Annotated in this window: 22 protein-coding genes; 7 read left to right on the plus strand and 15 right to left on the minus strand. The window is 68.4% G+C overall.

Going from position 1 to position 24818, the window contains the following annotated elements:
- Positions 1-31: 31 nt before the first annotated feature.
- Positions 32-610 carry a hypothetical protein gene (locus ACGFZQ_RS12415; RefSeq protein WP_393840288.1) on the minus strand — a complete coding sequence of 193 codons (579 nt, stop codon included), beginning with the start codon at positions 608-610 and terminating at the stop codon, positions 32-34.
- A gap of 762 nt (positions 611-1372) precedes the next feature.
- Here ACGFZQ_RS12415 and ACGFZQ_RS12420 point away from each other — a divergent pair.
- Entirely contained in the window at positions 1373-2308 is a 936-nt protein-coding gene (locus tag ACGFZQ_RS12420) for an RNA polymerase sigma-70 factor (protein ID WP_393840289.1), read from the plus strand.
- Between the two features lie 370 nt (positions 2309-2678).
- On the opposite strand, the gene ACGFZQ_RS12425 is transcribed toward ACGFZQ_RS12420, so the two are convergent.
- Positions 2679-2909, minus strand: a complete 231-nt coding sequence (locus ACGFZQ_RS12425) for a hypothetical protein (RefSeq protein ID WP_393840290.1) — start codon at positions 2907-2909, stop codon at positions 2679-2681.
- A gap of 116 nt (positions 2910-3025) precedes the next feature.
- Between ACGFZQ_RS12425 and ACGFZQ_RS12430 the strand changes: the two genes are divergently transcribed.
- Complete coding sequence (locus ACGFZQ_RS12430; RefSeq protein WP_393840291.1) at positions 3026-3160, plus strand: hypothetical protein; 135 nt, start codon at positions 3026-3028, stop codon at positions 3158-3160.
- Between the two features lie 185 nt (positions 3161-3345).
- Positions 3346-6198: an AAA family ATPase gene (locus ACGFZQ_RS12435; protein ID WP_393840292.1), complete on the plus strand. Its 2853-nt coding sequence runs from the start codon at positions 3346-3348 to the stop codon at positions 6196-6198.
- A 79-nt stretch (positions 6199-6277) separates the two neighbouring features.
- On the opposite strand, the gene ACGFZQ_RS12440 is transcribed toward ACGFZQ_RS12435, so the two are convergent.
- The 3 genes from ACGFZQ_RS12440 to ACGFZQ_RS12450 all read right to left on the minus strand — a co-directional run bounded on the left by ACGFZQ_RS12440 (position 6278) and on the right by ACGFZQ_RS12450 (position 8684).
- Entirely contained in the window at positions 6278-7483 is a 1206-nt protein-coding gene (locus ACGFZQ_RS12440; RefSeq protein WP_393840293.1) for an acyl-CoA dehydrogenase family protein, read from the minus strand.
- A 63-nt stretch (positions 7484-7546) separates the two neighbouring features.
- A complete protein-coding gene (locus ACGFZQ_RS12445) occupies positions 7547-8170 on the minus strand; it encodes a DUF5134 domain-containing protein (protein WP_393840294.1) in 624 nt (207 codons plus the stop codon).
- Positions 8171-8240: 70 nt separating this feature from the next.
- Positions 8241-8684, minus strand: a complete 444-nt coding sequence (locus ACGFZQ_RS12450) for a cupin domain-containing protein (protein ID WP_393840295.1) — start codon at positions 8682-8684, stop codon at positions 8241-8243.
- A gap of 329 nt (positions 8685-9013) precedes the next feature.
- Between ACGFZQ_RS12450 and ACGFZQ_RS12455 the strand changes: the two genes are divergently transcribed.
- A complete protein-coding gene (locus ACGFZQ_RS12455; RefSeq protein ID WP_393840296.1) occupies positions 9014-9757 on the plus strand; it encodes an SDR family oxidoreductase in 744 nt (247 codons plus the stop codon).
- 384 nt (positions 9758-10141) lie between these two features.
- On the opposite strand, the gene ACGFZQ_RS12460 is transcribed toward ACGFZQ_RS12455, so the two are convergent.
- The 6 genes from ACGFZQ_RS12460 to ACGFZQ_RS12485 form a co-directional block, all read right to left on the minus strand.
- Positions 10142-10768 carry an HAD family hydrolase gene (locus tag ACGFZQ_RS12460; RefSeq protein ID WP_393840297.1) on the minus strand — a complete coding sequence of 209 codons (627 nt, stop codon included), beginning with the start codon at positions 10766-10768 and terminating at the stop codon, positions 10142-10144.
- 323 nt (positions 10769-11091) lie between these two features.
- On the minus strand, positions 11092-12717 hold the full coding sequence (locus ACGFZQ_RS12465; RefSeq protein WP_393840298.1) for a cytochrome bc complex cytochrome b subunit: 1626 nt from the start codon (positions 12715-12717) through the stop codon (positions 11092-11094).
- 120 nt (positions 12718-12837) lie between these two features.
- The gene (locus ACGFZQ_RS12470) at positions 12838-13149 is read right to left on the minus strand and encodes a WhiB family transcriptional regulator (protein WP_393840299.1); all 312 of its coding nucleotides are present in this window, start codon (positions 13147-13149) and stop codon (positions 12838-12840) included.
- A gap of 364 nt (positions 13150-13513) precedes the next feature.
- A complete protein-coding gene (locus tag ACGFZQ_RS12475; protein WP_393840300.1) occupies positions 13514-15214 on the minus strand; it encodes an FAD-binding oxidoreductase in 1701 nt (566 codons plus the stop codon).
- The gene (locus ACGFZQ_RS12480) at positions 15211-15837 is read right to left on the minus strand and encodes a lysophospholipid acyltransferase family protein (protein WP_393840301.1); all 627 of its coding nucleotides are present in this window, start codon (positions 15835-15837) and stop codon (positions 15211-15213) included. Before ACGFZQ_RS12480 ends, ACGFZQ_RS12475 begins: the two co-directional genes overlap by 4 nt.
- Before the next feature lie 135 nt (positions 15838-15972).
- The gene (locus ACGFZQ_RS12485) at positions 15973-16764 is read right to left on the minus strand and encodes an SDR family NAD(P)-dependent oxidoreductase (protein ID WP_393840302.1); all 792 of its coding nucleotides are present in this window, start codon (positions 16762-16764) and stop codon (positions 15973-15975) included.
- 306 nt (positions 16765-17070) lie between these two features.
- Between ACGFZQ_RS12485 and ACGFZQ_RS12490 the strand changes: the two genes are divergently transcribed.
- From ACGFZQ_RS12490 to ACGFZQ_RS12500, 3 genes are read left to right on the plus strand one after another with little or no spacing between them, the layout of a single operon-like run.
- The gene (locus tag ACGFZQ_RS12490; protein WP_393840303.1) at positions 17071-17898 is read left to right on the plus strand and encodes a hypothetical protein; all 828 of its coding nucleotides are present in this window, start codon (positions 17071-17073) and stop codon (positions 17896-17898) included.
- The gene (locus ACGFZQ_RS12495; RefSeq protein ID WP_393840304.1) at positions 17895-20210 is read left to right on the plus strand and encodes an HAD-IB family phosphatase; all 2316 of its coding nucleotides are present in this window, start codon (positions 17895-17897) and stop codon (positions 20208-20210) included. The genes ACGFZQ_RS12490 and ACGFZQ_RS12495 overlap by 4 nt, the downstream gene beginning before the upstream one ends.
- The gene (locus tag ACGFZQ_RS12500; protein WP_393840305.1) at positions 20210-21004 is read left to right on the plus strand and encodes a ferritin-like domain-containing protein; all 795 of its coding nucleotides are present in this window, start codon (positions 20210-20212) and stop codon (positions 21002-21004) included. Before ACGFZQ_RS12495 ends, ACGFZQ_RS12500 begins: the two co-directional genes overlap by 1 nt.
- 63 nt (positions 21005-21067) lie before the next feature.
- On the opposite strand, the gene ACGFZQ_RS12505 is transcribed toward ACGFZQ_RS12500, so the two are convergent.
- From ACGFZQ_RS12505 to ACGFZQ_RS12520, 4 genes are all read right to left on the minus strand, one after another.
- Positions 21068-21733 carry a nitroreductase gene (locus ACGFZQ_RS12505; protein WP_393840382.1) on the minus strand — a complete coding sequence of 222 codons (666 nt, stop codon included), beginning with the start codon at positions 21731-21733 and terminating at the stop codon, positions 21068-21070.
- Between the two features lie 282 nt (positions 21734-22015).
- Positions 22016-22450: a winged helix-turn-helix transcriptional regulator gene (locus ACGFZQ_RS12510; RefSeq protein WP_393840306.1), complete on the minus strand. Its 435-nt coding sequence runs from the start codon at positions 22448-22450 to the stop codon at positions 22016-22018.
- A gap of 97 nt (positions 22451-22547) precedes the next feature.
- Positions 22548-23756: an ABC transporter permease gene (locus ACGFZQ_RS12515; protein ID WP_393840307.1), complete on the minus strand. Its 1209-nt coding sequence runs from the start codon at positions 23754-23756 to the stop codon at positions 22548-22550.
- A gap of 375 nt (positions 23757-24131) precedes the next feature.
- Positions 24132-24791: an alpha/beta fold hydrolase gene (locus ACGFZQ_RS12520; protein WP_393840308.1), complete on the minus strand. Its 660-nt coding sequence runs from the start codon at positions 24789-24791 to the stop codon at positions 24132-24134.
- Positions 24792-24818: the final 27 nt, after the last annotated feature.

The raw sequence follows: 24818 nt of genomic DNA on the forward strand, positions 1-24818 counted from the left end.
ACTGCCGGGCGCCGCTTGAGCGGCCTTGACTCTAGGAACGACGGGCGCGGTAGAGACCTCGCCCGGTCCGTTGGATACGAGAGGCGCCGACAAGGCGATCGAGTGTGCTGCGAACCCCGTTGATGCTTCCGCTGTCGGAGTCACGGCCCAGAGCGGCGGCCACATCACGGGCCCGTACATCGACGTCGTCGGCCGCGGCGAAGTACTCCATGATCTGCTCGGTGAGCCGGCCGTACTTGTGCTGCCCGTCCGTGTCGTCCCCCGCCGGAGCAGGACGGTCCGCGTCCTCGCTCCTGCTCGGCGGCTGCTGCGCCCGAGGCGCGGGCGTCGTCGCGAGGCCGGCGGGCTTGGCGGGTTTGGCGGATTCGGTGGAGGCGATCTCGGCCTGCGGGACGACGGGCTTCGGAACCTGGACCTGCTCCGCGACAGCCGGGGCACGCATCAAGGACTCGAAGGCGCTGAGAGCCCGTCGCACCGAGCCGAGATGCGCCACGACCGCGGCGAGTTCCCTCTCCAGTGCCTGCTTCTGGATCTGCAGGCGGGCCAGTTCCTCCTGGAGGCCTTCGGCAGTGACCTCGATGTCGTGCGTCGAGCGGGTTACGGAGACCATGCGTTCCTCTCATCCTGTACCCCTCCGACCACGTCCCGACTCGGCTGCGTGCCACTCGGCCCGGACGCGGAAACGGGCATCCCGCCAACATGATATGCACCGTTCTACAAGGCCACCGTGACATCTGACCAGGCCGCATCGTGCTCTGCGGAGGATCCACCACCATGGCGGGCCTCACTGCCCCGACGATCACTTCGTGACCTTGGCGGTCAGTCGAATCACTAGATCATGCGATGCACCGCAGGATCGCCCTGAGCCGCTCTGGCTGTGAGGAGCTTCCCGGTGCGACTGCCGCTGATGGTGTGTTGGGCTCCCTGTCACATCTTTCGATCCCCGCCGGTCAATGGTTCGACAGGTCAGGCGGATGAGGGAGGCGGGCGGTCTTGGACGTCTGTGAGGCGCCGTCCGGACCGAACCGCCGGCCGTGGCACGCCTACGTGCCGGCTGGCCGAATCACTCGATCATGCGATGCGTCCAGGCGCGGTTATGACCCAGTCTGGCCCGGTTGGCGGAGAGTGCATTCATTACCTGAAGAGAAGTGCAGCTGTTGCTCGGAGTCCTGATGTGAGCCAAGGGGCGGGTTTGCGAGACAACGATGTCTCTGCCTGACCGCCGCTGGTCCGACAACAGTTGCGACATTTCCATGTGCCGAATGGCCACATTTCCCGCAGGACGGCTTGTCGAAGTCACCTGCTTGCGCGCGGTAGCGATGTGATCCCGCCACGTGACAGCCGTATCCGGAGGAACGAGGACCGCAGGATCATGTATCTCAAGTCGTCCCCCATGACGAGTGACCTGGACGAGGCTGTTTCTGCCTTTGTGCAGCACCGCGCGCGCCTTTTCGGGATCGCCTACCGTGTGCTCGGCAGTGTGGTCGAGGCTGAGGACGTGGTCCAGGAGGTGTGGCTGCGTTGGCAGAAGACCGACCGCTCCGTGGTGGTGAGCCCGGTGGCCTTCCTGTCGAGCGCGACGACCCGCCTGGCCATCAACGTGGCGCAGTCGGCAAGGGTGCGTCGGGAGACCTACATCGGGCCGTGGTTGCCTGAGCCCGTCGACACCAGCGCGGATCCGGAGGTGGGCGCGCAGCGGGCGGAGGCTCTGGAGCTGGCCCTGTTGCTGGTACTGGAGAAGCTGAGTCCCACTGAGCGGGCCGCGTACGTCCTGCGCGAGGCGTTCGACTACTCCTATCCGGAGATTGCCGAGATCCTGCAGCTCAGCGTCGTCAACGTCCGCCAGATCGTGAGCCGTTCGCGCAAGCGTCTGTCGGGCGAGCCGCGGACGAGCGTGGACGCGGTGGAGCATCGACGCCTGCTGGATGCCTTCGTCTCGGCGGCTCGCACCGGGGATGTGGCCTCGTTGGAAGCCGTCCTCGCCCCCGACATCGTCAGCCTGTCCGACGGCAACGGTTTCCGAGGCGCCGCGCGTGTGCCTGTGGTGGGCCGTGCGCGTGTGGCCAACCTGGCGACCGCCACTCCGCGGTTCTGGCGGGAGACGGACCTGCGACCGGTCCAGGCCAATGGCCGTACGAGTGTGATGCTGTACCGCGACGGTTCCCCCACCGCGATCCTGACGATCGCTGCTTCGAGGGAAGGCATACACAAGGTGATGTGGGTGTTCAACCCGAGCAAGATCGCCGCGTTTCTGGGCTCCCGCGCCCGCTGCGGAACTGTTCCCGGTCTTGCGCCGGCCGATGGGTGAGGCGCGCTCCCCGGATTCCTCGACCGGGCCCCGGCTTCACCTGCGGTCCGTCCGACCAGGAATGTCTGGACGTCCGCACCCGTGGTGTCGCGGTCGTCTTGGATCACCTGCAGGGCACGTCGGTGAGCTTGTGCCCGACCCAGGCCAGGAGCTGCCGGCCGTGCTCGGCGGCCACCGCCTCTGGTGCCAGGGTGCTGCCTACGTAGGCGGCGTCGATACCGCCGTCGTGCGGTGGGTGACCGCACGCTCACTCGATCAGGACGGTCAATCCCGACACCGGGTCACAGGGTGTGGCCGTCACCGCTTCCACCCGGCGGGGCGGGGCGCCGGGGTATGGGTCGGCTGCCGCACACGGCGGTAGCACTCCGCCCTATCCGGTGGCGGCGAGCCCGATGAGCAGCAAGGCGATGTCGTCCGTCATGGGGGCGGTTCGCCGTGCGTGGTCGATCAGGGTTGTGGCGAGCCGGTCCATCGACTCGAACCGGGCCTGGGCGAGCTGCGCGGCGAGCCCGGACATGGCGTCGAAGGGCGAGTCGGTGCACCGGGGCAGGGACTGCCAGGGACGTGTGCCGGCCAGCTCGGGGACGCTGCCGCCTGGCAAGGCGGCCGCGGTGGCACGACGTAGGTGAACTCGCCCTTGAGGCCGAGCGAGCAGATGCCCTCCGGAAACCGCTCGACGAGCTCCGTCGCGGCCGGCGCCTCGGCCGGATCCCGGCTGTGGGCCGGCGTCTGCGGCAGGGTGCGCGGTGCCGATCCCGGACGGACGCGCCGGGTCAGCCGATGCTCACCCTGGTCGAGGAGCAGGAGCTGACGGAGCGGGCCCATCTGCGCGCCCCGCGCCCCACCGGCTGACCCGCCTGCTCACGCAGGCCGGTTCCGTACGGAGCCCGTCGACTCCGTCACCCGAATGCGTTCCCCGCACCCTGCCGCCGTCGTTCCGTGGACGGCGCGCCGCCGGCAGTCACCCCGGGCGCGAGCACCGATCACACAGGGGGACCGACGTTGAGGGCACCTATGGCCTGCGGCATGCTTGCCCCATGCGCAGCACAGACCCCACGGGCGACCTGGACCCCGGGCGCGGTAGCCAGGCGGGGACCGGGCTGAGCCTCAGGGGACGGGACCGTGAGATCGCGGCGGTCCGCGAAGCTCTGGTGACAGTGCATGGCGGACGGGGCGCCTGCGTCGTCGTGGAAGGCGTGCCCGGCGTCGGCAAGAGCCGACTGCTCGCGGAGTTGGACGGACGGGCGCGGCGGTGCGGGTTCGATGTGGTCTCCGTACGGGCCGACGAGTTCGATCAATACGCGGCAGGAGCCGCCCTGCAGTCCGTCCTCCAGGCCTTCGACGGTTCCCGCCGGGCCGCCGCGGCCGTGGACGACCAGCGGCTCCGGCTGCTGGACAGCATCGCGGACGCTCTGGAGGACCGAGCTCAGCGCGCGCCGGTGCTCGTGCTCGTGGACGACACGCAATGGGCCGATCCGGCCACGCTCTTCGCGCTGCGCACGCTGCCCGGACGACTGGCCGCCTCGCGGATCCTGTGGGTGCTGGCGGTACGGTCGGAGACCGAGCGGCCGACCGTGGCCAGGGTGCGGGAGGACCTCGAACGCCTCGGAGCCCGCTGGCTGACCCTCGGCCCCCTGCCACAGCAGGAACTGGAGAACATCGCGGCCGACGTGCTCGGGGCGAAGCCTTCACCCGGTCTGGCCAGGATGCTGCGAGGCGTCGCGGGCAATCCGTTCCTGGCGATCGAACTGGTGCGCTCTTTTCCTGGCGCGGATGCCGTCAAAGCCGAGGCGGGCGCGGCCGGCCACCTGTACCGCGACATCCCCGTCGGCTTCCGTCAGAGTGTCGCCGCACGTCTGGAGCAGCTCCCGGAAGATGCCGTGCGGCTGCTCCAGATCGGCTCGGTCCTCGGCCGCGAATTCGACTTCGGCACGGCCGCCCGCATGCTCGGCAGGCAGGCCGGCAGCCTGCTGTCCGGCGTGGAGGCCGCCCTGAACGGCGGACTGCTCTCGGCGGACGGCCCGCGACTCGCCTTCCGCCACGACCTGCTGAGGCAGACCGTCCACGAGAACCTGCCGCCGGCCGTACGGACCGCTCTGCACCGGGAGGCCGCCGAGAGTCTGCGCGCCACCGGGGCACGATCGGCGGAGGTGGCCTGGCACGTCGTCATGGCGGGCGGCCCGGTCGACGACGACGCCGTGACCAGGCTGCACACCGCCGTACGGGAACTGTCGTCGACGGCACCCGACGCGGCCGCGGACCTCGCTCAGCGGATCGCCGGCCTGCTGCCCCCGCGCGACCGGCGTCGCGTCGGTCTGCTGACCGACGCCGCCGAGTACCTCGGCCGGACTCGCCGGGTCCACGAGGCGCTCGACCTGGTAGACGCCACCCTGTCGGACGGTCTGGAGCCGCCGCAGGAGGCGAACCTGCGCCTGGTGGCCGCCGAAATACACCAGGCCGCGGGCGACGACGCCGCCGCCATGACACACCTGCGGCACGCTCTGGACCTCCCCGCGCTGCCGTCCGACCTGCGTGTCCTGCTGCTGAAGACGCAGGCGACGGGCCACGTGTACCTCGGAGACATCACCGCTGCCGAGCAGACGGACACCGGGCTGGTCGCGGCCTCCTACCAGAGCGACGATCCGGCCGTCGTCGTCAGCGTCATGGTGTTCCAGTCGCAGACGTTCTTCTACCGCGGGCACCTGGCCCGAGCCCTTGAGCTCGCTGAGGCGGCCACCGCACGCGCCGGCACCGAGCCCACCGTGCCCTACCTGCGGCCCCCGAGAATTCCGGCGCTGTGGCTGGCCACGGTACTCACCACCACTGACCGGCTCGCGGACACCGAGCGGGTTCTGCGTGAGGGTCAGCACGAAGCGGAGGCGCTGGGCCTCGGCTGGTCACTGCCCCACTGGCACGCTCGGCGCGCCTGCGCCCTGCTCGAACAGGGCGCGCTGGACGACGCGGCCGTGGAGGCCGAGGCCAGTCTGGCGGTGGCGGACGAACTCGAGATCACCCAGCCGAATCCGCAGGCCCGCTCCGTGCTGGCACTGGTGGAGATCAGGCGCGGTGACCTCGCCAAGGCGAGCGACCAGCTCCGCGCCGCCGAGGCCGGCTCCGGCACGAACGCGCAGCGGTACGGCCTGTGGGTGTCGCTCGCGCGCGCCTGCCTGGCGGACGCGGAGGGCCGCAACGAGGCAGCGGCAACGGCACTCACGGGCAGCTTCGAGGACAGCGAGCCGACGCGGCTGCTCGCCCTTCCGCCGTCCCACTGGCCCGGAATCGTGCGTATCGCGCTGCGCGGCGCGGAGCCGTCGGTCGCGCGGGCCGTGTCCGGCGCACTGCGCACCCTCACCGCCCGGGACGACAGCCAGGAGATCATCACGGCCGTCCGCGCCCATGTGGACGGCCTGCTCCACAGCGACGCCCGTGCACTCACGGCCGCCATCAGCGGCTACCGGAGCACCGGCAGGCGACTGGCTCTGGCCGCGGCATGCGAGGACCTCGGCGCGCTCATGGCCACATCAGCCGATACGGCGCAGGCGATCCCGTACTTCGAGGAAGCGGGCCAGCTGGCGTCGGCCTCGGGAGCCCTGCGCGATCACGAGCGGATCCGGCGGCGCCTTCGGCAGCTCGGCGTGCGCGCGGGCGCCCCGCGCCACGACACGGTCAGCTCCCAGGGATGGGGGAGTCTGACCGAATCCGAGCGGAAACTGATCCCGCTCGTCGTGGAAGGCCTCACCAACCGGGCGATCGCCGACCGGCTCTACGTGTCCGTGCACACCGTCAACACCCACATGAGGCACATCTTCACCAAGCTCGGCATCAACACCCGCGTCGAACTGACCCGGCTGGCCGTCGAACGGGGCGAAGTCACCGACGGGGCCCAGTGAGCGATGCCCCGGCCTCGCAGGTGCGGCAGGCAACGCCGAAGGCGAAGCCGAGGTGCCTCCTCGCAGAGTGCGGCACGGCTCACACGAAGGCGCTCTGCCCGGTAATGGACTTACCGACGATGAGGGTCTGCATCTGGCGGGTGCCCTCGTAGGAGTAGAGCGCCTCGGCGTCGGCGAAGAACCGTGCGACGTCGTGGTCGAGGACGATGCCGTTGCCACCGAAGATCTCGCGGCTGGACGCGACGACCTCCCGCATCCGGGACGTGGTGAACCCCTTCGCCAGCGCCGAGTGGTCATCGCGGAAGACGCCCTGGTCCTGCAGCCGGGCGAGCTGCACCAGCATGCCCCAGGAGGCGGTGATGTCGCCCAGGCTCTTCACCAGCAGGTCCTGCACCATCTGGAACCCGGCGATCGGACGTCCGAACTGCTGACGCTCCTTGGCGTAGGCGAGGGCCGGCTCATAGGCGCCGATCATGACACCCAGGGCCTGCCAGGCGACACCGCTGCGCGTGAAGCGCAGGATCTCCGCGACGTCCCTGAAGGAGTTGATGTTCTGGAGGCGGTTCGCCTCCGGCACCCGTACGTCGGTCAGGGCGATCTCGGCGTTCTCCACGATCCGCAGCGCGATCTTGCCCTCGATCTTCACCGGCACGAAGCCGGGGGTGCCCTTCTCGACGACGAAGCCCTTGACCTGGTCGTCGTCCACGTCCCGCGCCCACACCACGACGTGGTCGGCGAAGGTGGCGTTGCCGATCCACCTCTTCGCGCCGTTGAGGACCCAGGTGTCGCCCTGGAGTTTGGCGGTGGTGCGCATGCCACCGGAGACGTCGGAGCCACCCAGCGGCTCGGTCATGGCGAAAGCGCCGATCTTCTCCATCGAGGCCATGGCGGGCAGCCACCTCTCCCGCTGCTCCTGGTCGCCGCCGGTGTAGATGGAGTAGAAGCTGAGCCCGTTGTGGACGCCGAAGAAGGTGGCGACCGAGGCGTCGACGCGACTCATCTCCATCGCGAGCATGCCGCCGAGCAGATGGCTGGCGGCGGGCAGGTGCTCACCGTAGCCCTCGTAGGACAGGGCGGTCAGCCCGCTCCCGCGGAACTTCTCGATCAGTTCCATGGGGAACTCGCCCTTGTCCCAGTACCCGTTGACCATCGGCTTCACTTCGTCACGCAGGAAGGCGCGGGCCTTGCGCAGTATCTTGCGTTCGTCGTCGGGGAGAAGCGCCTCGTACAGGTAGAAGTCGGCGCCCAGCGGCTCGTGCTGCGGTGCCGTGGGAGTGGTGGTCATGTCATTCTCCTTCTGGTGTCGGACATGGCAGGGGCAGGCCACGGCGAACGGGCCGGCGAGGAGTCAATGGGGCATCAGGAGCATGACCGCCGTTCCCATGGCTGTCGCTCCGTCCCAGAAGCGGTTGTAAACACTCCTGAGGCTGGTCGAGTTGTCGGCCGTTTCGGGAGTTGTGCGCAGTGCGGGCATGTCACGGGTCAGCGAGCGAAGAGAACATGTGAGGAGGTACAGCGTCAACAGTCCTGTGACGACGTCGGCGGCCTTCGACTCACCCGTGAAGTGGCCGAGGGGCATGGTCTGGTGTGCTGTCGGAACGCCCTCGGCCATGGTCTGGTGCGCATGGCCCGTCGAGCGGTACGACATCCAGGTCATCGCCGCCATGCCGACCGCGTAGGGCAGTCTCCTCGCGGCTGCCGACAGCTGCCGCTCCTGGCCGCACTTGACGGCGGTCAGCGGGAACCACAGTGCGGCGGCGGCGAAGAAGACCGACAGGGGCAGCTCCGGCAGGGCGCCGCCCCAGCCCCACGGCATCACTGCCATGACCAGGGCCATGGCGGCGTGCAGCAGATGGTCGACACGGCTGCGGCCGGCCCGGGTCCGGGTCAGAACACCCTGTCGGAGCGCGTGGGCAGCGGCCGCCGCGAACAGTGTGGTCAGCATGTAGTGGACAACTTCGGTGGCACGCATGCCGATTCGCACCCTCCCACGGGGCGGTCAGGATCCGCGTCGGAACTGCACGGTGTGAGTGGTCGGTTGGTCAGCCTGTGGGGCGCGGGGCACGCAGCTGGGCCCGTTCGGCCAGTTCCCTCTCACCGACCAGTTCCAGCATGGGCTTGCCCGGTGCGCACATCATGGTCACGACGAACCGGGTTCGCGCATCCGTGAGGGCGTTGCCGTCCTGGTAATGGATCACATCACCACCCGGCTCCCAGAACGTCCCGCCGGCCTCGATCACGCGCTCGGGCTCGCCCTCCAGCTCGAAGCGGACCGCTCCTTCGAGGACGTACCCGAACGCAGGTCCCGAGTGGCGGTGTGGCGGCGTTCCCGGGTCTCCGGGCCCCCACTCGACATGAACGGTCATCGCCGACGCACCCTCGGGAACGGTGATCGGTGCGGCGTCCTGGAGCATCGTCGCCGCCGTCTTCCATCCTTCCGACGTGGACTGCTCACCGTGACCGTGCGCTGCATCCTTGTCCGACATCGTGTTGCACCTCCGTAGATCCACCGTGCCCTGAGCCAGACGTACCTCGCGACCGGAATGTCTCCGGAACGGACGTCCCCTTGGTCGGCCGCGTGTTCCCATGTCCTGGTCCCCTGCACGTTTTGCAGTGATGACCGGGCGCACAGTGGATCTGTGACACAGGGGGCTGCGTCCGTTCTTCGGGGATGCCGTTCGGAGCGAGCACGGGTCTTGGCGCGGTGTCACAACATCGGGGCGAACTCTGTCCTACGTGTGGTGCGTGGCTGACGTCGTCGTCAGGCGTGCGGAGGCATCAGCGGGGTCACACCCCCCGACGGGAAGAAACCCAGATGAGAGTCGTTGTTGTAGGAGCCACCGGTCTGATCGGTTCCAAGACGGTCGCGAGGCTTCGGGACCACGGAGTGGAGGTTGCGCTCGTATCACGCAGGGAAGGCGTCGATGTCGTGACCGGGGAGGGCCTTCCCAAGGCCCTGCGCGGCGCGGACGTGGTGGTGGACGTCACCGATACGCCCTCCCGTGCGGAGACCGCGAGTGTGGAGTTCTTCGGTACCGCCACGGGCAATCTGCTGGAGGCCGCCGGGTCGGCCGGCGCCGAACACTATGTGATTCTGTCCGTCGTAGGGGCAGACCGGCTGCAAGCCGGGTACTTCCGCGCGAAGGCAGAGCAGGAGGAGCTGGTACGGCGCTCGCCGATTCCCCACTCCATTGTGCGCGCCACACCGTTCTTCGAGTCTGTGGAGGACGTGTCGCGTTCGGCGTCGTACACGGGCAGCGTCCATGTCGCACCCGTCCTGACACGCCCCGTGGCGACGGAAGATGTCGCTGCCGCGGTCGCTCACGTCGCAGTCGGTGTGCCGCTGTTCGGAGTACTTGAGGTCGCCGGCCCGGACGTGGGCCGTCTCGACGAGTTCACTCAGAAGCTGCTGGCCGCGCAGGGTGACAAGCGTGCGGTGGTCGCCGACGCGCACGCTGCTTTCTTCGGCGTGGAGCTCCAGGAGCGGACTCTGCTGCCCGAGCCGGAGTCCTGCAGCTTCGGGCACCGGACTTTCAACGAGTGGCTCGCGCGACCCTGACCGTCGGCCTGTGATGTCCATGGTGACCATCTGGACCGGAACCGCCGTCGTGTCCACGGTCCGCGCCTCACCCAAAGGGGGCGAGGAAATGGGGACAGCCTTCCCGTCCACTCGACCGGGACTCGGCGGCTACATCTCCACCTGTGCCTCGGCGGATTGACTCCACGAGATCGAGTTCATTGGGAGACAGGGCGGCGCGGGGTGCCGGTCGTCCCGGACGAGGCCCGTACGTTCGGCATGAGTCCCCGTTCGCGACGGCCGGCATCTACTCCCCGGACGGCCGGACCTTACCTGCTCCTGTGTCCGTGACAGCGATTCGGCACCGTCCCCTGCGGTGAGGCGGCTCGCGACGTCGCCGCTTCCCCTTTCAAGCAGTCTCCGGGCTCACGGATTCGGCCCGAGAGCGACGCCCAGCAGTTCTCCGAGTCGCGTCGTGGAGTGCTCCGCGCTGCGATGCAGGACAGTGGCCATTCCCAGTGCCTCGGCGGGCGGCAGGTTCACCGCGTTGTCATCGACGAAGACGCATTCCTCGCCGGGCACTTCGAGCATCTTGAGGATGAGCTCATACACAGCTGGCTCCGGTTTGCGCAGTCCGTACTGCCCGGAGACGAGCGCCGCGTCGAAGGCCGCGTCGATGTCGAAGCCTCGATACATGTTCCACGGGGCCAAGCCCATGCTGTTGGACAACAGACCAGTCTTCAGTCCGGAGGCGCGGGCCCTGGCCAGCACCGACACCATGGATTCGGCGAGACGGGAATCCGCGAAGATCCGGCCCAGAAGGTCGGTGCTGTCGATGCCCAGGGCCCGGCCCATGCGACGGTTCCAGTCGAACTGAGTGGCCCTGCCCCGTTCGAGGTCGTGAGTGAGCGCGACCATCGCCGGGTTCCGGTACCAGGTGCGCTCCACCGCTCCTTCGGAAAGGCCTTCACGGTCTTCGAAGCCACGCACCGCATCATCGAGCGACGTCGTGAGCACACCGCCGTAGTCGACTATGAGACATGTTCTCGGCACAGTCTTCCGAACCTCTCTCCCACACCGTCTGGTTGGCTCTGTTGCTGGACAGACCAGCCGCGTCTTGCCATGCGTGCGCCGCTGATGTCGCGGCCGGTGGCGCTGGAGCCGACCTGGTCGCCTGCCTTCCCTCGACCGTCCGGTGCGCACGGTGGCCGGCCGTGGCCGGCGCACTCGTGCCTGGAGACACCCTGCTACCGGCCCGCGAGTCGGCGAGCACGAGTACGAGTACGGGGAACACATGGTGACGTCGGCCGACGTGGGCCGGATCCGGGGATACGGCCGGCCTCCCGCTTCGTACCGTCGGCCGGTGGCCGCCCTGTTCAGTGCGGGCGCTCATGGGCGATCTCCTGGTACTCCCGCGTGGTCGGCTTGGGTATCTGCGTGCCTTCGCCGTACAGGGCGCGGCTGAACCTGACACGCAGGCGCCGAGCAAGCCCGATGCCGGCGCCAGGGTCTCCCGCGTCGCCGTTGGAGCCGGGTGCGATCGGCGTGTGTTGCTCATGCTGTGTCAGAAGGTGGAGTTCCTCCCGGCCGAGCGGCTCGTGCACCTCGACGAACTCGCCGTGCGGCAAGCGCTTGATGACACCGGTCTCGCGGCCGTGCAGTACCTTGTCGCGGTCGCTGCGTTGCAGACCGAGGGCGAACCGCTTCGCCACGGCGTAGGCCGCGACAGGCGCGACGAAGAGGCCGATGCGGACCGCCCACGTCACTGATTCGACCGAGACATGGAACCGGGTGGCGATGATGTCGTTCGCGGCACCGATGAGCGCTACCAGATAGAAACTGATCCAGGCGACACCGAGTGCCGTTCGCACGGGGCGGTTGCGCGGTCCGTCAAGAAGGTGCTGATCACGATCGTCCCCGGTCGCCCAGGACTCGATGAACGGATATGCGCCCATGGCCAGGAAGAGGCCGACGCCTGCCACCAGCGGAATCAGGTTGTCCAGTGCCAGGGTGTGGCCCCAGAAGTCGATTTCCCAGCCGGGCATGACGCGCAGCAGTCCGTCCGCCACGCCCATGTACCAGTCGGGCTGCGATCCGGCCGAGACCTGGTCGACGTGGTAAGGGCCGTACAGCCAGATGGGATTGATCTGCACGAGTGCTGCGATGGCGAAGATGACTCCGGCGACCAGGAAGAAGAAGCCCGCGGACTTCACCGCCCGTACCTTGAGCGGCAGGCCCACCACGTTCTTGTTGCTCCGTCCCGGGCCTGGATACTGCGTGTGCTTGTGGTGGAGCAGCAGGATCAGATGGGCCACGAGCAGTCCCACCATGAGGGCGGGGATGATCAGAACATGGATGGTGTTGAAGCGCGCCACCAGTTCGCCGCCCGGGAACTCGCCTCCGAAGAGAAACATCGAGAGGTAGGTTCCGACGATCGGTATGGAGAGGATCGTCCCGTTCACGACGGCGAGCCCGGTTCCGGAGAGAAGGTCATCCGGAAGGTCGTATCCGGTCAGTCCTCCGAACATTCCGAGGACCAGCAGCAGGAACCCGAACAGCCACTGGAATTCACGGGGCTTGCGGAAGGCGCCGGTGAAGAACACGCGCAGCATGTGGACGAGCATGGCCCCGATGAACACCAGGGCTGCCCAGTGATGGGCCTGTCGGATCAACAGGCCGCCCCGGACATCGAAAGAGAGGTGCATGGTCGAGTTGAACGCCTCCGACACCGTCTGCCCCCGCAACGGCATGTAGCTGCCGTTGTACTGCACCTCTTTCATCGACGGATGGAAGTACAGGGTCAGATAGATCCCTGTCACGATGATGACGATGAAGCTGTAGAGACAGATCTCGCCCAACAAGAAGGACCAGTGGTCCGGGAAAACCCTACGTGCCTTAGCACGGATCAGGCTGTACGGGCCCAGGCGTCCGTCCGCCCAACGGGCAATCCGCTCCCCAGCGCCTCCTTCGCCTGCTTCTTCTTTCTGGCTCTGATCATCCATGTCCCTGAAACCATTCCTCATCCGGCCCGAAAGGGACGCTCTTGATGTCATGAGACCGAGGCAGCGGAGCGCCGAATCCGCACCCCCCCTTGCGCGACAGGCTCATGACCGCATCCACTCCTATGACCGGGCATGAGGCACGGATGTGACACGCAGGGCCCCGAGGTGGTGCTCAGCGCTGTCACGCCGCCTCATCAGACGGCGTTCGCCCTCCGTCTTTCCACCCCAGATGCCTTCCACCTGCTCGACGCCCATGGCCCAGTCGAGACACCGGTCCATGACCGGGCAACGACGGCAGACGGCCTTGGCCTCGGCGATCTGGACGTGCGTCAGGCTGCCGTTTCCTATGGGGAAGAACAGGTCGGGGTCGATGCGTACGCAGGCTCCCCGTTCGCGCCAATGCGTTGCGTGGTCGCCGTGTTCTGCAGCCATGACAGAGAAAACCTCCAGGATTCGTCGCTCGGCAGGAAAGCCTGGAATGCGGTCATGGTCTTTCTCGTCTCCGTGAAGGATTCCAAGGGTTGTCAGGTGAGACCGGGCACCTGGCGGATATGTGACACGTCGGCGGGCACGGAGAGTGTCAATTCAACCGCTGATCTTGGTTGTTGTGCGAGGTCCAGGCTTCTCGGCGCCGTGGAGACGCACTTGAGGTCGGCGGCCGGACCGGCCGGTGTCCGGCACCCACCACGCAGCCGGTACGGATCACACGCGGCCGTGCGTGATCCGCCCGGTTCGCGGCGTGGGCGTGGCGATGCCCGAGTACCGGCCACGCGCGCGGGCCATCGGCCGCCGGTGCTCAGACCACGATCTTGCGCGGGTTGAAGTTGCCGCCCGGGTCGGCGGCGCCGAACAGGCCCGACATGATGGCGACACCCTCCGTCGAGATGTCCTCCTCCAGCCAGGGCGCGTGCTCCAGGCCCACCCCGTGGTGGTGCGAGATGGTGCCGCCGGCGTCGACGAACGCCTGCTGGATCGCGCGCTTGACCGTGTCGTACTCGCCGAGCGGGTCGTCACCGAACACGAAGGCGAAAGTGAAGTAGAGGCAGGCTCCGGAGTGGTACGAGTGCGACATGTGCGACATCGTCCAGCCCTTGCGGCCGATCTTCTCGTACGCGCGGTCGGCCGCCTCGTAGACCGCTGCGTGGATGCCACGAAGCTTCGACCACGGACCGGCGGTCTCGCTCACGTCGCCGGCGGCACCGCGGTCGAGCAGGAAGTCGCGGATGTACGGCGTGTCGAACTTCTTCTGGTCGTAGAGCGCACCGGGTCCCTTGCCGACGCCGATGCCGTGATGCCTGCGCACGATCCGGTCGACGAGCGACTTCTGCCGTTTCACGTGTGCCTTGTCGCCCTCGAAGCCGATGAAGGATAGGCACATCTCGTCGAGATTCCAGCCACGCCTCTTGAGATACGCCATGAGGCCCGCCTGTGCCGTTTTCTGAATGCCCTTCGACTCCTTGCTCGTCGCCAGGGAGAAGGCCGTCTCGTGCGCGTCCGAGACACGGGTGACCGAGGGCGAGACGTCGCTCTCGGCGATCTCCTGCATCGCCGCGAGGCCGTGGTCGAGGTTCTTGAAGAAGTAGGCGTGGATGGCCCGCTTCCCGGGGAGCCGGTGCACCTGCACCGTGACCTCGGTGATGACGCCGAGCCGCCCCTCGGAGCCCACCACCATCTCCCGCACGCTCGGCCCCGTCGACGCGCTCGGAACGGCACGGATCACTAGGATCCCTCCGGCCCGCACGACACGCAGCCCCTTGACGATGTCCGCGATGTCGCCGTACTTGTCCGACTGCATGCCGGACGAGCGCGTGGCGACCCACCCGCCGAGCGTCGAGTGGGTGAACGAGTCGGGGAAGTGCCCCATCGTCCAGCCGCGCCCGTTGAGTTGAGCCTCGAGATCAGGGCCCAGCGCCCCGGCCTGGACGCGCGCCAGGCCGGAGTCGGGGTCGATCTCCAGCACCTGGTTGAGGCGGCCCAGGTCGAGTGAGACGACCACCCGGGACTCGTCCATGTGCGGCTCCAGGCTGCCCGCGATGTTGCTGCCGCCCCCGAAGGGGATGATCACGGCGTCCGCCTCGACGGCCGCGTCGACGACGCCTTGCACCTCGGCCTCGTCGGCCGGGTAGACGATCACGTCGGGACTGCGTGCTATCTCGCCGGCCCGGATGCGGACCAGGTCACGCAGGCTCTTGCCGTACGTGTGGACGACCCGGGACAGGTCGTCGACAACTGTGTTCCCGGCTCCGACGATGCCGCCCAGAACCGAGACGAACTCCTCGGGCGCCGTCGAGGCCGGTACCTTCAACCGCGAGAAGTCGGGCCGTTCGGTGCGCTCGCCCGCCCAGAGATCGAGACCGACGGCCTTCTGTACGAACGGCGCGAAACCAGGTTTGTCCTCGTGCCGGAATCCGACTCCTTCCACCCCCCAGCCCCACCACTTCATGTGTTTCACGTCATCGGTGCGCATCGCGTCGGTGCGGCCGGTGGGCTGGGTCACGAACGGTCTCCTTCAGGTATACGACGTGCGGTCGCGCTGACGCCGAGGATGCGGTCGGAGTTCTCCTCGGTGAGGGTGAGGATCGCCGAGCGGATGCGTTCGGTGAACTCGCTCCTCAGCTCCCCGGGAAAAGCGGTGAGCGGTTCGCCGAAGACGACCCCGACCGGCAGCCGGCCCGGCTTCGGCCAGTTCGACCCGCGAGGATGCGCCGCATGCGCGCCGATGACCGCGACGGGGAGCACCGGCACCTCGGCCGACGAGGCGAGCGCCGCCGCCCCAGGCTTGAACGCCCCCAGTGATCCGTCGCGCGAGCGGGTCCCCTCGGGAAAGATCAGGAGCGGCACTCCCCGGTTCAGCAGAGCCTTGGCGCTCACTCCGCGCCCGGCAACTCCCGTGCGGTCGACCGGGAAGGCGTTGAAGAAGAGGGCTGTGAGGCCGCGCCGCCGCCACACGTCGAAGAAGTAGTCGGCGGCGGCTCCCACCGCGAGGTAGCGAGCCAGTCGGCGGGGCAGCGCGCCCATGATGAGTGGCGTGTCGAGGTGCGAGGTGTGATTGGCGACGACGACATACGAGTCCTCGACGTTCGCCAACCGCTCGCGCCCGAGCACCGTGACGCTGGTCACGCTCCAGACGAGGGGCTTCAACAGCCCCCGCTGCGCGACAAAACGCGCCGCAGCGTGGGAGCGTGAGGTGAAACGGCCGCGTATCGTCGCGGGCATCCGCTTCCTTCCCGTGCGGGCTCGCCCGCACTGATTCCTTCAGTGAGTGAGACTGTCGTCGCGGCCGGACGAGATCCGTCGCGAGATCCACCGCACGGTGCGGCGTGGAAGATGACGTGTGAACCAGATGAGCAACCGGTACCGGAGGCTCGGCACGGAGATCACCCGGCCGCGGCGTACGTCGCGCAGACTTGTCTCGACGAGTCGCCGGGCGTCGAGCCAGAGGAAGTCCGGAATGCTCGACGACCGTATTCCGGCCCGCGTGTGGAACTCCGTGCGGACCCAGCCCGGACAGAGCGCCGTCACGGTGACGCCCGTTCCATGGAGCTCGTTCGCCAGGCCCTCCGAGAGCGAGGTCACGAAGGCCTTGACGGCCGAATAGCTTCCCATCGTGACGAAGCCGGCCGTGCTCGACACGTTGACGATCGCACCGTGCCCGCGTTCGCGCATGGCCCGCCCGGCGGCACCGGCGAGCACCAGCACCGCGCGCCCCATGACCTCGATCGCCCGGTCGTGCGGAGCGGTGTCGGCCGAGGTGATCGGTGCGCGCACGCCGAAACCGGCGTTGTTCACGAGCATGTCCACGGGACGGGCGGGGTCCGCCAGCCGGGCGGCGACCCGCTCGACGTCGGCACGATCGGACAGGTCGGCGGGCAGCACCTCGACAGCTCGGCCGTGGGATTCGAGCTCGACCGCCATCCGGCCGAGCCGCTCCCTGTCGCGCGCCACCAGGACAAGGTCCCATCCGCGGTCTGCCAGAGCGTGCGTGAACGCGGCTCCGATACCCGACGTGGCTCCGGTGACAAGGGCGACCCGGGTACGGCTCAGCACGGTCCGACGAGCCGGCCCAGGCGAACTGCCACGGTCGTACAACAGCAGATGGCCGAGTCCTTGCGCATGACACACCTTTCGTTTCTCGGGTCACTGCGTTAGACCGGGCTCGCATCCGTGTTGTGACACGAGCTTCCGCACATGACGGAGGTGACCGATGCACAGCAAGGTCCGGCGCAAGCCGCCTGCGGTCACGTGTCACACATGTGCCGGTTGCCCGGTCTCATGTGACGGCCCCCGACGGCTTCTCGCACGCTCCGGGGCTTCTGCAGCGTTTCCCCTGCTCCCGCCCCAGAAAGCCTGTGCATGAACTCGAACAACGAGACGACGACCGCGCCGCCCGAGACAGCGGGCTTCGACGTGCGTGAGTTCGCCCGTACGGCACATGGCAGCCATCGCGGAACGCTCGACCTCGGGTCGCTCGCCGAAGAGCCGCTCGATGCCGAATCCGTCCGGCTCGTGCGCGCGCTGCGCGACATGGAACGCGCGACGCTGCACCGTGTGCGCGACCTCCTCGTCACGGCGACACACAAGGACGCCCGGGTCACCGCGTTCCTCACCACGTGGATGTTCGAGAGGTTCTGGATCGCCGATGCCCTCGACGCCGTCCTGGATGCTTCTCCCGCCGCCCGCGACCTCCCTTCGAGCGCCGGCCCGGCGCGATGGGTACTGGCGGAGCGCCGCGAACGCCGTGGCCCGATCCGTCGTTCCCTCATCGCGAACATCACCGGTACACAGATCGTCGCCGAACACGTGACGACGGGCCTCGTGGACGAATGGATCACGCAGGCGGCCTACCGGCGGCTGGCCGGCGTGTCCTCCGCCATGGCGTCGATCATCAACCCCGTGGTGGAGATCAAGCATCGCCACATCCGCTTCCTCGCCGAGGAGGCGGAGCGCCGGCTCCAGGGCTCGGCCCGCGCCCAGCGCATCACCCGCCGCGCCCTCCGGCGCGCCGCCTGGCCGCTCGGCTCGGTCGATCGCTCCGGGGACGAGCGCACCTTCTTCGAACGCCAGGTCTTCGGCGACCGGAGCGGACGAGCCGAGGCGCGCCGTATCCGCGGGATGGTCGCCGAGCTCCCCGGCATCCGTCCCCGTGTCGCATCCACCGTGGAATCGAGGCTCCTTCCGTGATATCGCACAACGCGAAGACCGAACTCGGCAACGCGCACGTCCTGCTGACGGGCGCGACCGGCTTCGTCGGGCAGGCCGTGCTTGAACGGCTGCTCACCGATCACCCCGCCACCCACATCTCGCTCCTGGTGCGCGGGAAGGGCAGCCAGACCGGGCAGGACCGGCTCCAGCAGCTTCTCCGCAAACCCGTGTTCGAGCGCTGGCGGAATGCTGTGGGCGCCGAGGAGGCCGAGCGCGTCGTCCGTGAGCGGATCACCGTGCTCGACGGCAGCATGACCAGCATTCCTGAGCTGCCTTCCCGGCTCGACGTCGTCATCCACTCGGCGTCGACCGTCTCGTTCGACCCGCCCGTCCACGAGGCGTTCGACACCAACGTCAACGGCACCGTGAGCCTCTACGAGGCCCTGCTCGCCTCCGGATCCGACCCGCACGTCGTCCATGTGTCGACCTGCTACGTCGGGGGACTCCGTCGTGGTGTGGTGCCCGAGGCCAAGCTCGAGCACGACGTCGACTGGCACACCGAGTGGACCTTGGCGGCACAGACCCACGAGCGCACCGAACTCGCCTCGCGGGAGCCGGCGATGCTCGAGCGGTTCATGTCCCGTGCCCGCGGCAACCACGGCAAGGAGGGCCCGATCGCGGCGGCTCGCGCGAGCGAGGACGCGCGGCGCGAGTGGGTGCGTTCGCAGCTTGTCGCCGCCGGCCGCAGGCGCGCGCAGAGTCTGGGGTGGACCGACGTCTACACGCTGACGAAGGCACTCGCCGAACGTGCCGCGGAAGACCTTTGGGGCGAGGCCGGGCACCGGCTCTCGGTGGTCCGGCCCTCGATCATCGAGAGCGCCCTCCAGCACCCGTTCCCCGGCTGGATCGACGGCTTCAAGGTGGCCGATCCGTTGATCTTCGCCTATGGCCGCGGCCAGCTGCCGGACTTCCCGGGGCTGCCCGACTCGATCCTCGATGTCATCCCCGTCGACTTCGTCGTCAACGCGATCCTCGCCGCGGCGGCAAGCCCGACGCCGGTCGACGAGCCCGAGTACTTCCACATCGCCTCGGGCGCGTCGAATCCGCTGCCCTTCCACCGCATGTACGAGAACGTACGCGACTACTACACCCAGCACCCGCTGCCCAAGGGCGACGGATTCGTCAAAGTACCGACCTGGAAGTTCTCGGGCGAGCGCAGGTTCGACCGAGGCCTTCTGCTGGCGAAGAAAAAGGCCGACCTGTGGGACGCCGCTCTGCGGCTGATGCCGAACGACGAGCGCAAGCGCGCTCTCGCGACCGAGAACGCCAAGCTGCGCGCGGGCATCGCCACCCTCCGCAACTTCACCGACCTCTACCGCGCGTATGCGCAGACCGAGATCATCTTCGATGACCGCAACGCCCGCGCGCTGAACAACGCGCTTCCGGCCGAGGCGCGCGAGGACCGTGGCTTCGATGTGGAGCGGATCGACTGGGAAGAGTACCTGCAGAAGGTGCACCTCCCCGCCATCAGCGAGCTGACGGCGGCCTACCGTCGCCGCAAGGCCGCGGCAGCCCGGCCGGCGAACGCCCGCCCGAAACGCGAACTGCCGCGGCGTACCGACGTGGTCGCCGTCTTCGACCTCGAACGGACCGTCGTCGACTCCAACATCGTCGAGCAGTACCTCTGGGTGCGCACCTCTGGCTTCCGCAAGGCGGCCTGGCCGAAGGAGGCGGCGGACCTGCTCGCCTCGCTGCCCGGCTACCTCCGCGCCGAGAGGCGTGACCGCGGCGAGTTCATCCGCGCGTTCCTGCGCCGCTACCGCGGCATGCCCATCGCCCGTCTCGAGGAGGTCGTACAGCGCGGGTACGCCGACACGATGCTGCGGCACACGAGCGCGGACGCCCTGGCACGCATCCGCGAGCACCGTGCGGCAGGTCACCGCACCGTCCTGGTCACCGGCTCCATCGGCCTTCTCGCCGCTCCGCTCGCCGGCCTGTTCGACGAGGTCGTCGGAAGCTCCATGCACGTGCGGGACGGTGTGCTCACCGGCTACCTGGCGAAGCCGCCGCTCGTCGACGAGGCGAGGGCCGCGTGGCTTCAGCGGTACGCCGAGGAGGGCGGCTACGACCTCGCGGCCTCCTACGGCTACGGCGACAGCCACTCCGACCTGCCGTGGCTGTCGCTGCTGGGCAGGCCCTCGGCGATCAACCCCGACGCCGGACTGGCGCGCGAGTCGCACAAGAGGAACTGGAACATCTACCGCTGGAAGAGGGGCGGTTCGGGGGTGCGCCGCGACGTCATCGCGGCACGGGCGACGATTCCGGCGCGCGCCGACGAGAAGAGCGACTGATGGCTTTCGACATGGACAAGTACACGAAGAACTCCACCGGCGTGCAGTGGGCCGACCTCGACTTCGACGAGTTCGAGCGCAACCCGCTGCCCGAGGAGACGTTGCGCACGCTGCGCTACATGTGTGACATCGAATACCACACGGTGTGTTACCTGCGTGATCTGCTGACGACCCCGTCTCACGACGAGCCCGCGGTGGGCGCTTTCATGACGATGTGGAACCGCGAGGAGTTCTGGCACGGCGAAGCACTCGCGGCCGTGCTGGAGCGCCACGGCCTCCGAGTCGACTTCGACGAGCTCAAGGCGACCCGTCTGAAGCTCGGCTGGAAGGACCGCCTGGGGACGGTGAAGCAGACGGTGATCGGCCGGCTGGTCGGAAACGACTTCGTCGCCGTGCACATGGCGTGGGGCGCGGCGAACGAGTGGTCGGCGACAGCGGCGTATCACCGGCTTGCCGCGCTGGAGAGCCATCCGGTGCTGGTACCGCTGCTGAAGCGGATCGCACAGCAGGAGACGAAGCACGTCGCGTTCTACGCATCGCAGGCGCGTGACCGGCTCGCGGCGAGCAAGAAGGCCCGGGTGGTCGCCCGGCTGGCGCTCGAAAAAGCCTGGGGCCCGGTCGGCTCGGGTGTCATGCCCGAGACCGAGGTCACGCACGTCATGACGCACCTCTTCGCGGGCTCCGAGGGCCGCAGACTCATCCGCGACATCGACTCGCACATCGCGAAGCTGCCGGGCATGGACGGGCTGCGCATAGTCGAGGAGGCCATGGACAAACGCGGGATCGCTTCCTGATGCCGGTGTCGAGGCGGCTGTGACAACGGCTGGCGCGGTGAGCCGAGTTGTCGGTACCGCTGACTAGTCGTCGACGAACGTGACCGTCTCGTCGAGCGGTGCTCGGCCTGTACCGGTGGAGGGCACCGCGGTGTCCTCGAATCCGATCGACATGCCGCAGAAGAGGATGAGGTCGGCCGGGGGTGACAGGACCTCCGCGACGGTCTTGCGATAGACCGACCACGCCATCTGCGGGCAGCTGTGCAGGCCTTCGGCACGGAGCAGCAGCATCACGGTCTGCAGATACATGCCCACGTCGGACCACTGGGGCCGGCCCAGACCCCGGTCGATGTAGCAGAACAGCGCGGCGGGCGCGCCGAAGCATTTCCAGTTCGCGGAAGCGGCCCTCTGGCGCGCCTCCCAGTCCTCGTGCGCGATGCCGAGTCCGCTGTAGCGCTCCGCACCGAAGGCGGATCGGCGCTCGCGGTACGGGGACTTCAGTGTCGGCGGGTACATCTCGTACTCCCGCTCGTCCCAGGGATCGCAGGCGGTCACGCGCTTGCCGGCGAGCTCCTTGAGTTCGCCCAGCGGCCGGCCGGTCAGTACGTAGACGCGCCAGGGCTGGAGGTTCGACCCGGACGGCGACCAAGCCGCAGCGGAGAGGACCCGCTCGAGTACCTCCCTCGGGACGGGCCGGTCGATGAATCCACGTACGGCTCGTCGGCTAGTGACTGCCTCGTAGACGTCCAAGTTCACCAGTCTCCCTCGTCTGCTCTACATGCCCCTCTTGTCAGCCGTAAGACCACGAAATGTAACAATATGCAGGAAATACCGGATATTGCAGTAGTGCCGGGTCGCGCCCCGCGCGGCCCCACGCGGAAGCGCACTGCTCGGCGGTGCGGTCGCGGCGAGGCAGGAGGTCATGACAGAGCCGGACGCCGGCTATGCAGCGGTGTTCCGGGCCCCCGGGGCGGTCGGCCCCCGCCGGAGGCATGTGTCCGGCTGCAGCCCCTGCCAGAGCGGAAGGGGAGATCAGTGGCCTGGCGCGGCCGGTTGATCAGATGCCGGTGGGCTGCTTGCCGGAAGGTGATCTTCCGCCCACAAGAAGAGAACGGCCAGGGGGATGAGGAAGGCGTTGCCGTGCGGAGAGAGCACGTAACGGGTTCGCGACGACAGCCCGGGCCGGACGTCCTGGGCGACCAGATCGATCGCGGTCAGTTCCTGGAGCCGCTGGGCGAGCATCCGGTTGCTGATGCCGGGGACGCGCTCGCGAATCTGTGCGGAGTCGGCCGGGCCTTTGGCCAGCGCCATGAGGATCAGGCCGTTCCAGCGCCTGCTGAGCAGGGTGAAGGCCTGAGCGATGGCCGGAGAGGCATCGGTCGACTGCGGATGCGCGGTCCGGCGGGCCGGCTGGGGGCGTTGTGGGGTAGGCATGGTGTGTGTCCGTTCCGGTACGGCGCGAGCCATCGCGGTTCAACACCTCGCGCAGTACTCGGGGGTCGTGGTCGTAATGGTGTCGGGAGTCAACCCGTGTGGCTGCCGGGCCGCGCCCCAGCGCTCGGCATCAGCCGTCGCCGTCCTGGCGACGGGCGTGGGCGTGCGCGTGACGGCGAACCGCCACAGCGGTGCCGGACCCCGGCAGGGCCGGGAGCGACTCCCCGGAAGCCGGAGCCTCCGTCTTCGTGTCGCGGGCTCCCCTGATGACCCAGTGGCCGAACATGACCGCTGTGAGCCCGCAGACGCCCCACAGGGCGAGGACGGCAAGGTGGCCGGCGTCGGCGTTGCCGTCGAAGTACGTGATGTCGCGAAGCAGACTGGCTCCGGCGCCCGGGGGCAGCCACTGGCCGACGTAGTCCACGCCCTTGGGAAGCATCTCCGGCGCGGAGGTGGCGCCGGAGAAGGCGTTTCCGACGAAGACCATGAGCGCGGCGCTGAGCCCGAGGCCCGCCGGCCCGAGGAGTCGGATCAGGCCGGCGGCGGTGGCGCTGATGGAGAGCAGGTCGAGCGACAGGATCGCCCAGGTGGCCACGTGATTGTGGGGCAGCGCCCCGAGGAAACCCTGAGCCACGAGATAGACGCCGAGGGCCGCGACGGCGCATGCGACGACAAGGGTCAGCACTCGATGCCGCGGGCGTGCCAGGCCGCGAGCCATCGTGACGAAGGCCCCGATCATGATGCCGCAGATCGTGAGCGGGAAGACCGATGAGCTGAACACCACACCCCGGGGGTCGTCCTTGGCGACGGGCACCACGTCGACCGCCTTCATGGGGACCTTCACCGAGGGATCGGCGCCGGCGGCTTTCTGCGGAGCGGCCTTCAGTCGGGCAGCGCCCTGCTGGGCGGCTGCCTTCTTGTGGGCCTTCGCCGGGGAATGCGTATCGGCGGCCTTCTCCTTGGCGGCCTTCTCCTCGGCGGCTTTCTGCCGGGCGGCCATCTGCTGGGTGGCCTTGTCGGCCAACTGCTGTCCGACATCGGTCAGGAGCTGGGCCACGGAGGGGCCGGCGGCGGTGGCCTTCAGCACGGTGACGCCGTGGCCGGAGATGGCGAAGGCGCCGTAGACATCCCGGTTCTTGATCGCCGACCGCACGGCCTGCTGGTCGGGATAGAGGTGAAAGTCGAACGCGCCGGGCATCTCGTGGGTCAGCCCCTCCACCGCGCGCTGGCTGGCCGGCCCCGTGCCCACGATCCCGACCGGGACGTCGCGCGGCGAGATCCGCCCTGCCGGCCAGGCGAACGCCATCACCGCCAGAGTGATGACTATGGGCAGCGCCACGGCGGCAATGGCTACTTCCCGCCATGCCTGATGTCCTGACAAGGGGTTCCTCACAGCTTGCCCTCGCAAAAAGAATGATCATTTTTCTTGAGCCTCCAGTGTGGACTGACGCATCGGTCAACGTCAACAGGAATGTTCGTTTTCTTTTTTGCTCCCGCCTAATCAGATCGCCCTCGCCCGGCAAGTGCTGGGCGAGGGCGGGGGGCGTCACGATCGCGCAGTCGCGTGGGTCAGCTGGTGCGGGCCGCGGTGGTGATGAGGTCGGCCACGGCGCCGGGATGGGAGACCAGAGGGAGGTGCGAGGAGTCGATCTCCTGCACCCTCTTGTCCTGGCGCCCGATCAGAGCCCACGAGGGGATTGTCTTCCACGCCGGGTCACCCGAAGGCTGGGTGACCGCGGAAGCCGCCAGTGGGCGCTGGGTCGCAACGATCTGGTTCTGCTGTCCGGCGGACAGATCCTGGGCGAACGAGGAGCGCACGACCTGCGGCTTCAGGTAGAGGTCCGCGTCCCCGGCCGATGCGCCCGAGAAAGGGACGAGGTTGAACACCGTCGTCGGATCCGGCACGGTCACCCCCGAACCGGGCTGGGAACCGGCGATCTCCCCCGCGGACCGGGCCCTTCGCGGGGAGGAAGGCGTCGATGTACACGAGCGCCTTGACATGGGCGTTGCCGAGCGCGGCGTTCGTGATGACCATGCCGCCGTACGAGTGGCCGACCAGTACGATCGGGCCCTTGACCGTCTTGAGGTAGTCGGCCAGGTAAGCGGCATCGCTGTGCACACCGCGCAGCGGGTTCGGCGGGGCTACGACGTGGTGTCGCAGGCTCCTCAGCCGGGTGATGACGCCGTCCCAGCTCGATGAGTCGGCCCAGGCGCCGTGAACGAGTACCACGGTCGGCTTGCTCGCGGCGGCGGACGGCGAGGTCGATGCCCTCGCGGGACCGACCGTGGTGACGAGGAGAGCGGCTCCGACGCTCGCCGTGGCCAGGACGGTGAGCGGAGTGCGGACGCGCCGGTACAGAGAACGACGGTTCATGAAAGGGCCTTTCGAGGCGCGGGTCGG

This window comes from Streptomyces sp. NPDC048254 (genome assembly GCF_043201895.1).
Lineage (GTDB): Bacteria > Actinomycetota > Actinomycetes > Streptomycetales > Streptomycetaceae > Streptomyces.

Excerpts from the sequence above, each read along its gene's own strand:
- ACGFZQ_RS12500 (WP_393840305.1), top strand. The coding sequence starts at position 20,210 with ATGGCTTTCGACATGGACAAGTACACGAAGAACTCCACCGGCGTGCAG.
- ACGFZQ_RS12520 (WP_393840308.1), bottom strand. The coding sequence starts at position 24,791 with ATGAACCGTCGTTCTCTGTACCGGCGCGTCCGCACTCCGCTCACCGTC.
- ACGFZQ_RS12510 (WP_393840306.1), bottom strand. The coding sequence starts at position 22,450 with ATGGCTCGCGCCGTACCGGAACGGACACACACCATGCCTACCCCACAA.
- ACGFZQ_RS12445 (WP_393840294.1), bottom strand. The coding sequence starts at position 8,170 with ATGCGTGCCACCGAAGTTGTCCACTACATGCTGACCACACTGTTCGCG.
- ACGFZQ_RS12450 (WP_393840295.1), bottom strand. The coding sequence starts at position 8,684 with ATGTCGGACAAGGATGCAGCGCACGGTCACGGTGAGCAGTCCACGTCG.
- ACGFZQ_RS12465 (WP_393840298.1), bottom strand. The coding sequence starts at position 12,717 with ATGGATGATCAGAGCCAGAAAGAAGAAGCAGGCGAAGGAGGCGCTGGG.
- ACGFZQ_RS12490 (WP_393840303.1), top strand. The coding sequence starts at position 17,071 with ATGAACTCGAACAACGAGACGACGACCGCGCCGCCCGAGACAGCGGGC.
- ACGFZQ_RS12455 (WP_393840296.1), top strand. The coding sequence starts at position 9,014 with ATGAGAGTCGTTGTTGTAGGAGCCACCGGTCTGATCGGTTCCAAGACG.
- ACGFZQ_RS12420 (WP_393840289.1), top strand. The coding sequence starts at position 1,373 with ATGTATCTCAAGTCGTCCCCCATGACGAGTGACCTGGACGAGGCTGTT.
- ACGFZQ_RS12440 (WP_393840293.1), bottom strand. The coding sequence starts at position 7,483 with ATGACCACCACTCCCACGGCACCGCAGCACGAGCCGCTGGGCGCCGAC.
- ACGFZQ_RS12470 (WP_393840299.1), bottom strand. The coding sequence starts at position 13,149 with ATGGCTGCAGAACACGGCGACCACGCAACGCATTGGCGCGAACGGGGA.
- ACGFZQ_RS12415 (WP_393840288.1), bottom strand. The coding sequence starts at position 610 with ATGGTCTCCGTAACCCGCTCGACGCACGACATCGAGGTCACTGCCGAA.
- ACGFZQ_RS12435 (WP_393840292.1), top strand. The coding sequence starts at position 3,346 with ATGCGCAGCACAGACCCCACGGGCGACCTGGACCCCGGGCGCGGTAGC.